We start from the raw sequence: 13,589 nt of genomic DNA on the forward strand, positions 1-13,589 counted from the left end.
TGATCTCGTCATGCACGATCTGATACGCCGTATCCGGCAGAGACTCGGCCTGCGGGATGCGGTGCCGCGCCGCGACCGTCGCCTCCCCCGGCCTCGAGAAGTTCGGCGTCTCATCGGAGTCGAGTCGATCGGACATGTGGCCCCCCAGCATCGAGATCCGGCACCGGAGCTCGGTGCCGGCGCGGATGCCGCGGGCGGCGACGGATGGGTCCCCCCGAACCTGCATCCGAGTCGGATGCTACGGAAGATCGCGGGCGGCGTCCAGAGCCCGCGGGAAGACGGCGGATGCCGCGGGCCGGGGTGGCCCGCGGCATCCGCGTGGGCGACGCACCTCGCGGTGCGCGCGTGTGTTACTTCGTCAGGCCGTCGACCCACTCCTGGTTGTCGGCGATCCAGTCGGCCACGACCTGGTCGTAGTCGTCACCGGTGTGCTCGTTGAACATGGCGTTCTCGAGCGAGTAGAGCAGCTCGCTGTCCATCGTGAAGTTCGACAGCCACTCGGCGACCTCGGGGTGGTCGTCGGCGAAGCTGCCGCTGCCGAAGGCGTGGATGCCCTCGGCGGTGCCGAGCGTGCCCTCGGGGTCCTTCAGGTCCTTCAGCGGGAAGGCGTCGTAGGCCCAGTGCGGGCGCCACAGCGTGACGACGATGTTCTCGCCGGCGTCGGTCGCCGCGGTCAGCTCGGAGAGCATGGCGGGCGTCGAGGAGGTGACGAACTCCATGCCGTCGAGGCCGTACGTCGGGATGGTCTCGTTCTGCACCGCCTCGGTGAGGCCCGCGCCCGGCTCGATGCCGACGATGCGGTTGTCGAACTCGTCGGCGTGCTTCGCCAGGTCGGCGAGGGAGTCGATCGGAGCGTCCTCGTTGACCGCGACCGTGAGCGAGGCCTCGTCGTTCCAGGCGCCGAGGTCGGTCAGGTCGGCCCCGAACTGCTCGAGGTAGCTCGCGTGCGTCTGCGGCAGCCACACGTCGAGGGTGAGGTCGTAGTCGCCGGTGGAGAGGCCGGAGAAGACCGGCGCGACGTCGGCGTACTCGAGCGTGACGTCGTAGCCCTGCTCGGTCAGCACCGCCTTCCAGAGCTCGGAGGCGGCGATGCCCTCGTCCCAGCCGTTGAATACGGCGATCGTGAGCTGCTTGTCGGAGGCGGCGTCGCCGCTGCCCCCGCCGTCGCCCGCGCAGCCGGCCAGGGCGATCGTCGCGGCCGCGCCGATGGCGAGGGCCGAGGTGAGGTGTCGCTTCTTCATGGTGCTTCCTTTCCTCCCGCGTGCTGTGTCGCGGGTGTTGGGGATGTTCCGCGCGGGGGCGCCGCGCGGGATCGACGGGCGCCGGCGGTCGGGCGCCGGCGCCCGCGAGTCGGGGCGCCGCTCAGGCGGTCGCGGCGGGCACGCGTGGCGGCTGCGGCTCCGGGTCGGCCTCGGCGGCGGTCTGCGGCGTCGCCGCCTTGGCCTTCGTCGCCGCCTTGGCCGTGCCGGCCTTGCCGCGGAAGCCGCCGCCGAACGCACCGGTGATGCGGTCCAGGATGACGGCGAGGATGACGACGGAGAGCCCGGCCTCGAAGCCGAGCCCGACGTCGAGCCGGGTGAGGCTCGCGACGACCTGGCCGCCGAGGCCGCCCGCGCCGACCATGCCGGCGATGACGACCATCGACAGCGAGAGCATGATGACCTGGTTCACGCCGGCCATGATCGACGGCATCGCGAGCGGCAGCTGGATCTGCCGCAGGATGCGGCCCGGGGAGGAGCCGAAGGCCTGCCCCGCCTCGACCACCTCGCGGTCGACACCGCGGATGCCGAGCTCGGTGAGCCGCACGCCGGGCGCCATCGCGAACACGATCGTCGCGACGATGCCGGGCACGACGCCGACCCGGAAGAGCACGAGGGCGGGGATCAGGTACACCATCGCCGGCATCGTCTGCATGAAGTCGAGGATCGGCCGGATGATGCGGGACGCGACGTCGTTCCGCGCCGCCAGGATGCCGAGCGGCACGGCGACCGCGATCGCGATGGCGCTCGCGACGAGCACGAGGGCGAGCGAGTCCATGGCGTTGTCCCACTGGTCGACGCCGAGGATGACGAGGAGGCCGAGGGCTGTGCCGACCCCGAGCTTCCAGCCGCGCGCCCACCAGGCGAGCGCCGCGATCGCGATGATCACGGCCCAGAACGGGGGCGCTGAGAAGAGCCAGTCGACCGCGTCGTAGGCGCCGAGGAAGATCGTGCGCAGCGCGGAGAAGAAGCCTCCGGCGACGTCGGTGATGGTGCGGAAGATCGCTTCGATCCACTCGCCGAGGGGCAGGCGGAAGCCGTTCATCGTGCACCCCCCTCCGTCGCGGCGGCGACCGGCCGGGCGAGCTCCGGCGCGGCATCCGCGGTGGGCTCCGCCTCGCTCGCCGCCGCCTCGACGTCCTCGTGGGCCGCGCCCGCCGTTTCGCGGAGCGTCGCGGTCACCACGTCGATCGGCACGGTCGCGGGCGGCTCGACGATCTCGAGCTCGCCGGTCACGGCTGGGACGTTGCCGAGCGCGGCGAGCAGGGTGACGCGCGGGACGGCGCCGAGCAGGCGCCCGGCGTCGTCGACCACGGCGAGCGGCAGGGGGCTCTCGACCGAGGTCTCGAGGAGTTCGCTGAGGTGCTCGTCGGGGTGCACGACGGGGTGGTCGTCGCGGATCGCGCTCTCGAGCGAGCGGTCGCCGCGCTGCACGAGCCGGAGCGCGTCACGGTCGCGGATGACGCCGCGCAGCCGGCGCCCGCCGGTGACGACGAAGGCCATCGAGGTCTGCAGGTCGCGCATGGTGCGCAGCGCGCCACGCGGGCCGGCGGAGGCGGACACGACCGCGCGCGGGGGTTCCATCACGTTCGCGGCGGTGAGCACGCGGGCGCGGTCGACGTCCTGCACGAACTGGGCGACGTAGTCGTCGGCGGGATCGGTGAGGATCTCCTCCGCGGTGCCGAGCTGCACGATGCGGCCGTCGCGCATGACCGCGATGCGGTCGCCGAGGAACATCGCCTCGTTGAGGTCGTGCGTGATGAAGACGATCGTCTTGCCGAGCTCCTGCTGCAACTCGATGAGCTGCTCCTGCATCTCGCGGCGGATCAGCGGGTCGAGGGCGCTGAACGCCTCGTCCATCAGCAGGATGTCGGTGTCCGCGGCGAGCGCGCGGGCGAGCCCCACCCGCTGCTGCATGCCGCCGGAGAGCTCGGACGGGAGCTTGTCGCCCCAGCCGCCGAGGCCGACGCGTTCGAGGATCCGGTCGGCGCGCTCGCGACGCTCCGCGGGCGCGACGCCCTGGATCTCGAGGCCGTAGGCGGCGTTGTCGCGCACGTTCCGGTGCGGCAGCAGGGCGAAGTGCTGGAACACCATCGACACGTGCCGGCGGCGCACCTCGCGGAGCCGCTTCGGGGCGATGCCGGTGATGCGCTCCCCCATCACGGAGACGGTGCCGGCGGTCGCGGGCAGCAGACCGTTCAGCATCCGGATGAGCGTCGACTTGCCGGAGCCGGAGAGGCCCATGACGACGAAGATCTCGCCCTGCGCGACCTGGAAGTCGGCGTCGATGACGGCGGCGGTGCCGAGTCCGGCGAGCTCCTCGCGGCTCGCGCCGCGGCGCAAGCGTTCGAGGGCCTCGCCGGGACGGCGGCCGAAGAACTTGGTGAGGCCGGCGACCTCGATCGCGGGCGTCTCGGCGGCGACGGGCCGGAGCGCGAGCGGGTCCGGGTGCTGCTCGGGCTGGGACGTCGGGGGCTCGGTGCCGGGGTCGGGTCGGGTGCTGGGGTCGGGCTGCTTCGGGCGCACGGGCATAGACGGGTGCTCCTGGCGCGCCGGCGGAGGGTGCTGTGGGCTGACGCGCACGAGTCACGGCCGGGTCAGGGCGATCCGGGATCCGGGAGCGGAGCGCGATACGCGGTCCAGCGATCCGGGGATCCAGCGCGACCGGCCATCGGGACCGGGCACCACGCCCCCACCATACGTCCCCTGGCACCACGGTGCCGCGGGGCCGCGGACTGGGTTCAAACGGTCACGAGGACCTCGTCCACGCTATCCACCTTCGGGAGCAGAACTCAAACCGAACGGTTGGAAATCTGACCTGACCTGGGCTTCTGCGCCCGCTCAGCCGGCGGCGGCGAGCTTGGTGCAGTTCGCGCAGAGCCCGAAGACGTCGACCACGTGGGCGGCCTGGGTGAAGCCGTGCTCGGCGGCGACGCCCTTGGCCCAGGCCTCGACCTCGTCGGCTGCGATCTCCACCGTGAGCCCGCAATTGCGGCAGATCAGGTGGTGGTGATGGCCCGTCGTCGAGCACGCGCGGTAGAGCGCCTCGCCCTCGGGGGACTGCAGGGAGTCGGCCTCGCCGCTCGAGGCGAGGTCGCCGAGCGCACGGTACACCGTCGCCAATCCGATCGGCGAGCCATTCGCGTGCAGCGCCGAGTGCAGGGCCTGCGCGCTGATGAAGCCCTCGGTGTCGTCGAGGGCCTCGCGAACGGCTTCGCGCTGCCAGGTGTTGCGTTTCATGCGATGCGTGCGTCCTCTGCCGTCTCGACCGGGATCTGCCCCCTCCACGGTAGCCGTCGAAGCTTGGAAACGCCCAAGGCGACGGCGAAGAACGCCGTGGCGGCGAGCGCGATCGACGGCCCGGCCGCGATCGCGAAGGCGCGCGAGACGAGCACGCCGATGATGCCGGATGCCGCGCCGATCACGGGCGCGACGAAGAGCACGCCGCGATAGCTCGACACGACCAGCCGTGCCGCGGCGGCCGGTGCGGCGATGAGCGCGATCGCGAGGATCGCCCCGACCGCCGGCAGCGAGGAGACCACGGAGGCCGCGATGAGCGCCAGCACCAGGAGTTCGACGGGCCACTCGCGGAAGCCCGCGGCCCGGAATCCGGACGGGTCGAAGGTCGAGAAGAAGATCCGCGTGCCGAAGGCCGCGACGAGCACGACCGCGGCGACCGCGACGATCCCGGCCAGCAGGATGTCGCCGTCGGTGACCGTGAGGATCGAGCCGACCAGGAACGATTCGGCGTGCACCGGCATGCCGGGCAGGCTCGCCTGCAGCAGCGCGCCCGCGGCGAATCCGGCGGTCAGCACGACGCCCGCGGCGACCTGGGCGCCCTGCCGGCGCACCCGGGCGATCCCCGCCATGACCGCGACGATCGCGACCGAGGCGACCGCGGCGCCGAGCGGGACGCTGACGCCGAGGGCGGCCGCGGCGACCGCTCCGGGGTAGGTGGCGTGTGTGAGCGCCTGCGCGAAGAAGGTGCGGCGGCGCAGCACGACGAGGGCGCCGACGAAGCCGGCACCGGCGCCGATCACGACGGCCGCGAGGAGGGCGCGCTCGAAGTACCCCATCAGGCCGCCTCCCCCGCCGTCGCGGCTGCCGCCGTCGTGGTCGCCGGCGACTCGGCCGCGCGCTCCGGGCGCCGACGCGGTGCGCGCCGCCCGAGGAGCAGTGCGATCGCGAGCACGAGCCCGTAGCCGAGCACGAAGACCGCGACGATCGTCGAGCCGGCGGGAAGGTCGACCCCGGCACCCAGCGAGATCGCGTAGTTCGCCGCGAGACCGAGCCACGCCGCGACCGCGGCGAAGGCCGCGGCGATGGGGAACAGCCACCACAGGCGCACCGTCACCAGCCGGGCGACGGCGCCGGGCACGATGAGCAGGGCGAGCACGAGCAGCGAGCCGATCGTGGCCGACGCCGCGACGACGACGAGCGCGACGGCGGCGTTCAGCACCAGGTCGAGCCCCAGCGCCGAGTCGCCCATCGCGCGGCTGCCGGCGGGGTCGAAGGCGCGCAGCAGCTGCTGCTTCATCGTCACCCCGATCGCGAGCAGCGCGAGCAGCGAGACGCCGACGAGCGGCACGAGCTGCTCGGGCGGCACCGTGAGCACCCGCCCGAAGAGCAGCGCCTCCAGTTCGCCCGCGTAGTCGTCGCTGCGGGACACCACGATCACGCCGATGCTGAAGGTCGCCGTGAGCACGATCGCGATCGCCGCATCGGAGGTGATGCCGGCGCGGTCGAGCCACGTGAGCACGAGGGCGGCGCCCAGCGCCGCGACGGCGGCTCCCGGGATGAGACCCGCCGTGCCGCCGAGGGCCAGTCCGATCGCGAGTCCGGGGAAGACCGCGTGCGTCAGCCCGTCGGTGATGAACTCGAGTCCGCGCAGGTTCACGAGCACGCCGATCACCCCCGCGACGATGGCGAGCACGAGCATCACGAAGAGCGCCCGGCCCATGAACGGCATCGCGAACGCCCCGAAGAGGGCGTCGCCGAGGCTCATGCGCGCCACTCCCCCGCCGGCGACGCGTCGCCTGCTGCGCGAGCCGTGACGGTATATACGGATCGCGGCATCAATGTCCCTCGTGGCCGGGCACGACGAGGGTGTGCTCGTCGACTTCGACCTCGACGCCTTCGAAGCACTCCTGCACGTTGGCGAGGGTGAGCACCTCGTCGATCGGGCCGAACGCGAGCTGTTCGCCGTTCACGAAGAGCACCGCGTCGCAGACCTGGCGCGCGAGCTCGAGGTCGTGCGTGGAGACGAGCACCGAGACCCGTTCGGTCTTCAGCCGGCGCAGCGTCTCGATCAGTGCGTCGCGATTCGGCTGGTCGAGCCCGTTGAACGGTTCGTCGAGCAGCAGCAGCACCGGCTCCGAGGCGAGTGCGCGGGCGAGCAGGCCGCGCTGGCGCTGGCCGCCCGAGAGCTCGCCGTAGCGCCGCTTCGCAAGGGGGCCGAGTCCGACCGACTCGATCGCGCGACGCACCGCCGCGCGATCGGCGCGACCCGGCCAGCGGAACAGCCCGAGTTTGCGATACCGCCCCTGCATGACGACCTGCTCGAGCGTGATCGGGAACTCCGGATCGAGCTCGGCGGTCTGTGGCAGGAATCCGATCATGCCGTTCGCGGCATGTTCACTGCCCGCGATGCGCACCCGGCCCGCGGTCTTCGGCACCAGGCCCAGCAGCCCCTTCAGCAGGGTCGACTTGCCGGCGCCGTTGGGACCGACGAGCGCGACCGCTTCCCCCGGGGCGATCGCGAAGTCGAGACCCGAGACGCCGGAACCGCCGGGGTGCGTGAACGCGGCCCCCCGCAGCTCCAGGACGGGATCGGTCATGCCCGTCATTTTTGCAGCACGGCGGGGAGCTCGCTCGGCACGACGCCCCACGACTCCAGGATCAGCCGAACGTTGTGCTCCTGGCTGCCGAGGTAGGTGGCGCCGTCCGTGCCCTCGGCGCCGAGCGCGTCGCCGTAGAGCGCGTCCTCGCCGGAGTACACGGCGACCCCCGCCTCCGAGGCGATCGTCTCCGCGGCCTTCGGCGAGATCGAGCCCTCCGAGAAGACGGCCTTGACCCCGGTCTCGCGGATCTTCTTCACGAGCTCGTCGATCTCGGCGGCCGAGGGCTCGGCGTTGTCGTCGAAGCTCGGGATGACGCTGCCCACGAAGGTGAGGTCGTAGGCCTCGACGAAGTACGTGAAGGCGTCGTGATTGGTGACGAGCAGCCGATCGGCGACGGGCACCTGCGAGACGTTCTGCTCGATCCATTGGTCGAGCGCGTCGAGCTTCGCGGTGTAGGCCGACTCGTTCGCGTCGATCGTCGCGGCGTCGAGGCCGGGCACCTCGGCGAGGCCGTCGGCGATGTTCTCGACCATCTGCTCGGCGAGCTCGGGGTCGGTCCAGATGTGCGGGTTGCCGCCGCTGTGGTCGTGGCCGTCGTGGTCGGCGTCGGCCTCGTGTTCATGATCGGCGTGCTCGTCGTGGTCGGCGTGCTCGTCGCCCGACTCGTCGCCGTGGTCGTGGTCGTGCGTGCCGAAGAGCTCGATGCCGGTGCTGGCGTCGATGAGCGTGCCGTCGAAGCCGGAGGCGGCGACCGCGTCGTCGACCCAGTTCTCGAGGCCGGCGCCGTTCACCACGAGCGCATCGGCGCTCGCGATGGCGGCGAGCTGGGCGGCCGAGGGGTCGAAGCCGTGCGCACTCTGCCCCGGGCCGAGGAGCTGCGTCACCTTCGCCTCGTCTCCCACGAGCTCGCGGGTAAAGTCGCCCACCTGCGTGGTGGTCGCGACGATCGAGACGCCGCTGCCGTTGCCGTCGGCCGCCGCTCCCCCGGTCGAGCAGCCGGCGAGCACCAGCGCCCCGGTGGCGCCGATGGCGAGCGCGGCGATGGCGAGGGTCGGGCGGCTTGGGCGTCGTCGTGCGGTCATGCCACCGACGCTACGCTTATTGATAATGATTGTCAAAACCATCACGGCCTCGGCGGTGACCGCGTCGCTCCGGCCGTCGGCGGGGTCATCCGCCGTCTCACGGCGTCACCGCGTGACGCCGGACGCACATCGGAAACCTGCGCGTCATCGGAACGTGGGAGAGTGAAGCACGTGGATACGACGACCGAGCCCATCACGTTGCATCCGTTCACCGTCGCCGAAGCCGAGCGGCTGCTCGCCGGCGAGATCGCCGCCACAGACGGCTGGGAGGGCGGCTACGCCTTCACCGACGAGCCCGAGCTGCTCCGGGAGTTCGTGCGCACCGTGCGAGAAGACGGCGATCCGGCGCCCTTCGGCCCCTACCTCGTGCACCGTGGCGCCGAGGGTGCGGCGATCGGGGGAGTGAACCTCTTCGGCCCGCCCGACGAGCACGGCGCCGTCGAGTTCGCGTTCGGACTCGTGCCCGCGGTGCGCGGGCAGGGGCTCTCGGTCCCCACGGTCGTCGCGGCCCTCGAGCTGGCCCGCTCCGCTGGCGCCAGGCTCGTGCGCGCCCAGGCCGAGGTCGAGAACCTGCCGGCCCGTCGGGCGCTCGAGCACGCCGGCATGCAGCGCACCGCCGAAGCCGAGGGCCAGCTCGTCTACGAGCGCCGTTTCGCCTGATCGCTTCCGAACGGCAGGATGGGGGCATGCGAGTTCGACCGGCCGCCGCGTCCGTCCTCGTCCTCTCGTCCGCCGTCCTCCTCAGCGGCTGCGTCGGCCAGGCACCCGCCCTGCAGAACCTGGCCGGCCGGCTCGACGGCCTTCCCGGCGTCGTCTCGGCACGGGCGGAGCTCGCCGGGGGAGTGCTGTCCCCGGCGGAGCATCGGCTCTGGCTCGTCGTGGACCCCGCGCTGAGCGAGGACGAGGCCCGTCGCATCGCACAAGTGAGCTGCGAGGGCGACGTCGAGGTGGCCACGATGTCGATCGCGACGAACGAGGACTCGCTCGCGCCGGGCACGGTGCTGGACGTCTTCTCGCCGGAGTCCGGCACCACCTGCCTGTCGGAGCCCGGGCTCGTGCGCTTCGCCGAGGCGAGCGCCGCGATGCAGCGCCTCGGCGAGGAGTTCGAGGGGCGCTTCAACGTCTCGCTCGAAGGCCCGGATGCGGGCGGCGCGGACCCGGTCCTGGTGACGCTCGCCTCGACGGAGCGCGCGCGACTGCCGGAGGCCCTTCGCGACGTGCGCGCCGAACTGCCCGGCGTCCCGCTCGACTTCCGCGGCACCTGGGACGAGGACGGCGACCCGGCGACGCCCGGCCACGTGCACCTCGCCGCGCTGCTCGACGCGGAGACCGAGCTCGCCCCGTTCCTGCCGCTCGTCGAACGCGCGCAGGAGCTCGGCACCGGCACCGTCGCGATCGAGGGCGGCGCCGTCACGGTCGAGCTGCGCGACGACACCCCCGCGACCGCGTCGACCGAGCTGACCGCGCTCGCGGATCAGGGCGGGCTCACGCTCACCGTGCAGCCGCCGCTCCCGCCCACCGCGCGGCCGATCGCCCCGTGGGAATGAGCGGCCGCCGATCGACGTCAGTTTTTGCGGGTGCCGGGCCGAGCGCACCCGCAGAAACTGACGTCATGAGCGGCCACGACCGCGCCGCTCACTCGAGCAGCAGGGCGGGCTCCTCGATGATCGCGGCCACGTCCGCCAGGAACCGGCTCGCCACGTCGCCGTCGACCACGCGGTGGTCGAAGGAGCCGCCGATCGTCGTGACGTAGCGCGGGCGCACCTCGCCGTCGACGACCCAGGGCTTCTGCTTGATCGTGCCGAGCGCGACGATCGCGACCTCGCCCGGGTTCAGGATCGGCGTGCCGGTGTCCATGCCGAAGACGCCGATGTTCGTGATCGTGATCGTGCCGTGCTGCATCTCGGCGGGCTGCGTCTTGCCCTCGCGCGCGGTGAGCGTCAGCTGCTCGAGCGCGGCGGCGAGCTCGACCATCGACATGTTCTGCGCGTCCTTGACGTTCGGCACGATGAGCCCGCGCGGGGTCGCCGCGGCGATGCCGAGGTTCACGAAGTGCTTGACGATGATCTCCTCGTCGGTCCACTGCGCGTTGACCGTCGGATTGCGGCGGACGGCCCAGATCATCGCCTTCGCCATGATCAGCAGCGGCGAGACCTTCACGCCCGCGAAGTCGGGGGAGGCCTTGAGCCGCTTCACGAACTCCATCGTGCGCGTGGCGTCGACGTCGGCGAAGACCGAGACGTGCGGCGCGGTGAACGCGCTCTGCACCATCGCCGAGGCGATGGCCTTGCGCACACCCTTCACGGGGATGCGGGTCTCCCGGCCCTCAGGGAGCTCCGGCGTCTGGATGTTGCGGAAGACGCTCGCCTGCGTCGCCTCGCGGATGACGTCGTCGCGCGTGACGTCGCCGATCGGCCCGGTCGGGGTGACCCTGGTGAGGTCGACGCCGAGGTCCTTCGCGAGCTTGCGGATCGGCGGCTTCGCGATGACGGGGATCTGCGACTCGACCGAGGGGCGCGGAGCGGATGCCGCGACCGGCGCCGCCTCGACGGCCGGCGCCGTGGGGGGAGCGGGCGGCACGTGGGCGTCGCCGAGGTGGGCGTGCGCGCCGTCGGCGACGGGGTGCCGGCGACGGCGGCTGATCGCGGGACCGGATGCCCCGTGCCCGACGAGCACGGCGCCGCCCTCGTCGGCCGCGATGGACGCGGCGGTGTCGGCGACGAGCTCGGCCGCGTCGGACGCGGGCGCAGCGGGCGCGCCGGCCGGAGCCGCGGGCGCCGCGGCGTTCATGCCGTTCGAGGCATCCGTCTGGATGACCAGGATCGGCGTGCCCACGTCGACTGTCGAACCCTCGTCGACGAGGAGCTCGGCGACGACGCCCTCGTAGGCGCTCGGCAGCTCGACGAGCGACTTCGCGGTCTCGATCTCGACGAACACCTGGTCGAGCGCGATGCGGTCGCCGGGGGCGACCTTCCACTGCACGATCTCAGCCTCGGTGAGGCCCTCGCCGACGTCGGGAAGGGGGAACCGGATCTCGCTCATGGGCGGGTGCGCCTCTCGTTCGAAGGGTCGTGCGGTGTTGCGCGATGCCTGGTCCAGCCTGCTCGATGCCGCATGCTGGCCCCGGCATGCATCAGAAGGCCAGGGCCCGGTCGACGGCCTCGAGCACCCGGTCGGGGCTCGGCAGGTACTCGGTCTCGAGGGCGGCGGGCGGGAAGGGGGTGTCGAATCCGGAGACGCGCAGCACCGGGGCCTCGAGCGAGTAGAACGCCCGCTCGGCGACGGTGGCGGCGATCTCGGAACCGACGGAGACGTTGCCGTACGCCTCCTGCGCGACGACCAGGCGGCCGGTGCGGTGCACGGACTCGAGCAGGGGTCCGTAGTCGATGGGGGAGAGGCTGCGCAGATCGACGACCTCGAGGCTCGTGCCCTCGCCCGCGGCGATGTCGGCCGCCTGCAGGAGCGTGGCGACCATGGCGCCGTGGCCGACGACGGTGACGTCGGTGCCCTGACGGACGACGCGGCTCTCGTGCAGCGGGATGCCGGCGTGGTCGAGGTCGACCGGGCCCTTGGGCCAGTAGCGGCTCTTGGGCTCGAAGTAGAGCACGGGGTCGTTCGAGGCGATGGCCTCCTGGATCATCCAGTACGCGTCGTGCGGGTTCGAGGGGCTCACGACCCGCAGGCCCGGGGTGTGCGCGAAGTACGCCTCGGGGCTCTCCTGGTGGTGCTCGATCGAGCCGATGTGGCCGCCGTAGGGCACGCGGATCACGATGGGCATCGGCATGCCGCCGCCGTGCCGCAGGTTGATGCGGGAGAGCTGCGTCGTGATCTGGTCGAACGCGGGGAAGATGAAGCCGTCGAACTGGATCTCGATGACCGGGCGGTAGCCGCGCATCGCGAGGCCGATCGCCGTGCCCACGATGCCGGACTCGGCGAGCGGGGTGTCGAGCACCCGGCGCTCGCCGAACTCGGCCTGCAGGCCCTCGGTCACGCGGAAGACGCCGCCGAGCGGGCCGATGTCCTCGCCCATCAGCAGCACCTTCTCGTCGGCGCGCAGCGCCTCGCGGAGCCCGGCGGTGATGGCCTTCGCCATGGACAGGGTCTGCACGCCGCGCACGGCGGGATCGGCGTCCTGCTGCGAGGGCCGGGCGGATGCCTCGGCCGTCGAGTCGTTCGTCACGGGGAGCTCCTGGTCCTGCGCCCGGGCGGTGCCGGGCTCGTCGAGGGGTCGGATGGCGTCGCCGGCGAGGCTCATGCGTCGCTCCCGTCGAGCGAGCGCTCGAAGCGGTCGAGCCAGGCGTACTGCTCGGCCATGAGCGGGTGCGGCTCGTGGTAGACGTGCTCGAAGATCGTCTCGCGCGTGGGCGAGGGCAGCTCGAGCGCGCGGCGGCGCACATCGGCGGCGAAGTCCTGCGCCTCGGCGTCGACCTCGTCGAAGAACGCCGCGCTCGCGCCGCGGCCCTCGAGCCAGGTGCGGTAGCGGGTGATCGGGTCGCGGGTCGTCCAGAGGTCGACCTCGTCCTGCGTGCGGTACTTCGTGGGGTCGTCGGCGGTGGTGTGCGCGCCCATGCGGTAGGTCACGGCCTCGATAAAGCTCGGCCCCTCGCCGGCGCGCGCCTCTTCGAGGGACTGCCGCGTGACCGCGTAGCTCGCGAGCACGTCGTTGCCGTCGATCTGCACGCTCGGCATGCCGAAGCCGGTGCCGCGCAGCGCGAGCGGGCTCGGCGACTGGCGGGAGACCGGCACGGAGATCGCCCACTGGTTGTTCTGCACGAAGAACACCTGGGGCGTGCGGTAGCTCGCGGCGAAGACGAGCGCCTCGCTGGCGTCGCCCTGCGAGGTGGAGCCGTCGCCGTAGTAGACGAGCACGGCGGCGTCGCTCTCGGGATCGCCGGTGCCGCTCGCCCCGTCGAACTGGATGCCCATCGCGTAGCCCGTCGCGTGCAGCGTCTGCGAGGCGAGCACGAGCGTGTACAGGTGGAAGTTGCCGTTCTGCGCCGGGTCCCAGCCGCCGAGCGTCGCGCCGCGGAGCAGCGAGAGGATCGCGACGGGGTCGAGGCCCCGGATGATGCCGACGATGTGCTCGCGGTAGGAGGGGAAGAGATGGTCCTGCGGGCGGCTCGCGCGCGCCGAACCCACCTGGGCGGCCTCCTGACCGTGGCTCGGCACCCAGAGCGCGAGCTGGCCCTGCCGCTGCAGGTTCGCGCCGGCGACGTCGAGGCGGCGGGAGGTCACCATGTCGCGGTAGAACTGCTCGAGCGTCACGTCGTCGAGCGCCTCGACGAGGTGCAGGTACGGCTCGGCCTCGGCGCTCGGTCGCAGCTGGCCCTCGGGGGTCAGCAGCTGGACCGTCGGTACGGTGAAGTCTCGTTCGCGGGCTACCACTGTTCCACGCTATCCGTTCGTTT

At 72.3% G+C, this 13,589-nt stretch carries 13 protein-coding genes; 2 read left to right on the forward strand and 11 right to left on the reverse strand.

What is annotated here, in order from left to right:
- Window positions 1–350: 350 nt before the first annotated feature.
- The 8 genes from ACFWE1_RS13675 to ACFWE1_RS13710 all read right to left on the reverse strand — a co-directional run bounded on the left by ACFWE1_RS13675 (window position 351) and on the right by ACFWE1_RS13710 (window position 8,181).
- Complete coding sequence (locus ACFWE1_RS13675) at window positions 351–1,241, reverse strand: glycine betaine ABC transporter substrate-binding protein (RefSeq protein WP_376933984.1); 891 nt, start codon at window positions 1,239–1,241, stop codon at window positions 351–353.
- 121 nt (window positions 1,242–1,362) lie between these two features.
- Window positions 1,363–2,304, reverse strand: a complete 942-nt coding sequence (locus tag ACFWE1_RS13680; protein WP_376933985.1) for an ABC transporter permease — start codon at window positions 2,302–2,304, stop codon at window positions 1,363–1,365.
- On the reverse strand, window positions 2,301–3,791 hold the full coding sequence (locus ACFWE1_RS13685) for a glycine betaine/L-proline ABC transporter ATP-binding protein (protein ID WP_376933986.1): 1,491 nt from the start codon (window positions 3,789–3,791) through the stop codon (window positions 2,301–2,303). The genes ACFWE1_RS13680 and ACFWE1_RS13685 overlap by 4 nt, the downstream gene beginning before the upstream one ends.
- 309 nt (window positions 3,792–4,100) lie before the next feature.
- On the reverse strand, window positions 4,101–4,499 hold the full coding sequence (locus ACFWE1_RS13690; RefSeq protein ID WP_189084029.1) for a Fur family transcriptional regulator: 399 nt from the start codon (window positions 4,497–4,499) through the stop codon (window positions 4,101–4,103).
- The gene (locus tag ACFWE1_RS13695; protein WP_376933987.1) at window positions 4,496–5,335 is read right to left on the reverse strand and encodes a metal ABC transporter permease; all 840 of its coding nucleotides are present in this window, start codon (window positions 5,333–5,335) and stop codon (window positions 4,496–4,498) included. Before ACFWE1_RS13695 ends, ACFWE1_RS13690 begins: the two co-directional genes overlap by 4 nt.
- The gene (locus tag ACFWE1_RS13700) at window positions 5,335–6,264 is read right to left on the reverse strand and encodes a metal ABC transporter permease (protein WP_376933988.1); all 930 of its coding nucleotides are present in this window, start codon (window positions 6,262–6,264) and stop codon (window positions 5,335–5,337) included. Before ACFWE1_RS13700 ends, ACFWE1_RS13695 begins: the two co-directional genes overlap by 1 nt.
- 70 nt (window positions 6,265–6,334) lie before the next feature.
- On the reverse strand, window positions 6,335–7,096 hold the full coding sequence (locus ACFWE1_RS13705) for a metal ABC transporter ATP-binding protein (protein WP_376933989.1): 762 nt from the start codon (window positions 7,094–7,096) through the stop codon (window positions 6,335–6,337).
- A gap of 5 nt (window positions 7,097–7,101) precedes the next feature.
- The gene (locus ACFWE1_RS13710) at window positions 7,102–8,181 is read right to left on the reverse strand and encodes a metal ABC transporter substrate-binding protein (RefSeq protein ID WP_376933990.1); all 1,080 of its coding nucleotides are present in this window, start codon (window positions 8,179–8,181) and stop codon (window positions 7,102–7,104) included.
- 171 nt (window positions 8,182–8,352) lie between these two features.
- Here ACFWE1_RS13710 and ACFWE1_RS13715 point away from each other — a divergent pair, with 171 nt between their 5' ends.
- Both ACFWE1_RS13715 and ACFWE1_RS13720 read left to right on the forward strand, forming a co-directional pair.
- Entirely contained in the window at window positions 8,353–8,841 is a 489-nt protein-coding gene (locus ACFWE1_RS13715; protein WP_376933991.1) for a GNAT family N-acetyltransferase, read from the forward strand.
- 26 nt (window positions 8,842–8,867) lie between these two features.
- On the forward strand, window positions 8,868–9,728 hold the full coding sequence (locus tag ACFWE1_RS13720) for a hypothetical protein (protein ID WP_376933992.1): 861 nt from the start codon (window positions 8,868–8,870) through the stop codon (window positions 9,726–9,728).
- 88 nt (window positions 9,729–9,816) lie between these two features.
- On the opposite strand, the gene ACFWE1_RS13725 is transcribed toward ACFWE1_RS13720, so the two are convergent.
- The 3 genes from ACFWE1_RS13725 to ACFWE1_RS13735 all read right to left on the reverse strand — a co-directional run bounded on the left by ACFWE1_RS13725 (window position 9,817) and on the right by ACFWE1_RS13735 (window position 13,566).
- Window positions 9,817–11,223, reverse strand: coding sequence for a dihydrolipoamide acetyltransferase family protein (locus tag ACFWE1_RS13725; protein WP_376933993.1), 1,407 nt, complete (start codon window positions 11,221–11,223; stop codon window positions 9,817–9,819).
- Window positions 11,224–11,314: 91 nt separating this feature from the next.
- The gene (locus ACFWE1_RS13730) at window positions 11,315–12,274 is read right to left on the reverse strand and encodes an alpha-ketoacid dehydrogenase subunit beta (RefSeq protein ID WP_376934135.1); all 960 of its coding nucleotides are present in this window, start codon (window positions 12,272–12,274) and stop codon (window positions 11,315–11,317) included.
- A gap of 158 nt (window positions 12,275–12,432) precedes the next feature.
- Complete coding sequence (locus tag ACFWE1_RS13735) at window positions 12,433–13,566, reverse strand: thiamine pyrophosphate-dependent dehydrogenase E1 component subunit alpha (RefSeq protein ID WP_376933994.1); 1,134 nt, start codon at window positions 13,564–13,566, stop codon at window positions 12,433–12,435.
- Between the last annotated feature and the right edge of the window lie 23 nt (window positions 13,567–13,589).

Origin of the sequence: Agromyces sp. NPDC060279 (genome assembly GCF_042726785.1) — a bacterium.
In the GTDB taxonomy this organism is placed as follows: Bacteria; Actinomycetota; Actinomycetes; order Actinomycetales; family Microbacteriaceae; genus Agromyces.

Excerpts from the sequence above, each read along its gene's own strand:
- ACFWE1_RS13675 (WP_376933984.1), bottom strand. The coding sequence starts at position 1,241 with ATGAAGAAGCGACACCTCACCTCGGCCCTCGCCATCGGCGCGGCCGCG.
- ACFWE1_RS13680 (WP_376933985.1), bottom strand. The coding sequence starts at position 2,304 with ATGAACGGCTTCCGCCTGCCCCTCGGCGAGTGGATCGAAGCGATCTTC.
- ACFWE1_RS13685 (WP_376933986.1), bottom strand. The coding sequence starts at position 3,791 with ATGCCCGTGCGCCCGAAGCAGCCCGACCCCAGCACCCGACCCGACCCC.
- ACFWE1_RS13690 (WP_189084029.1), bottom strand. The coding sequence starts at position 4,499 with ATGAAACGCAACACCTGGCAGCGCGAAGCCGTTCGCGAGGCCCTCGAC.
- ACFWE1_RS13695 (WP_376933987.1), bottom strand. The coding sequence starts at position 5,335 with ATGGGGTACTTCGAGCGCGCCCTCCTCGCGGCCGTCGTGATCGGCGCC.
- ACFWE1_RS13700 (WP_376933988.1), bottom strand. The coding sequence starts at position 6,264 with ATGAGCCTCGGCGACGCCCTCTTCGGGGCGTTCGCGATGCCGTTCATG.
- ACFWE1_RS13705 (WP_376933989.1), bottom strand. The coding sequence starts at position 7,096 with ATGACCGATCCCGTCCTGGAGCTGCGGGGGGCCGCGTTCACGCACCCC.
- ACFWE1_RS13710 (WP_376933990.1), bottom strand. The coding sequence starts at position 8,181 with ATGACCGCACGACGACGCCCAAGCCGCCCGACCCTCGCCATCGCCGCG.
- ACFWE1_RS13720 (WP_376933992.1), top strand. The coding sequence starts at position 8,868 with ATGCGAGTTCGACCGGCCGCCGCGTCCGTCCTCGTCCTCTCGTCCGCC.
- ACFWE1_RS13725 (WP_376933993.1), bottom strand. The coding sequence starts at position 11,223 with ATGAGCGAGATCCGGTTCCCCCTTCCCGACGTCGGCGAGGGCCTCACC.
- ACFWE1_RS13730 (WP_376934135.1), bottom strand. The coding sequence starts at position 12,274 with ATGGCGAAGGCCATCACCGCCGGGCTCCGCGAGGCGCTGCGCGCCGAC.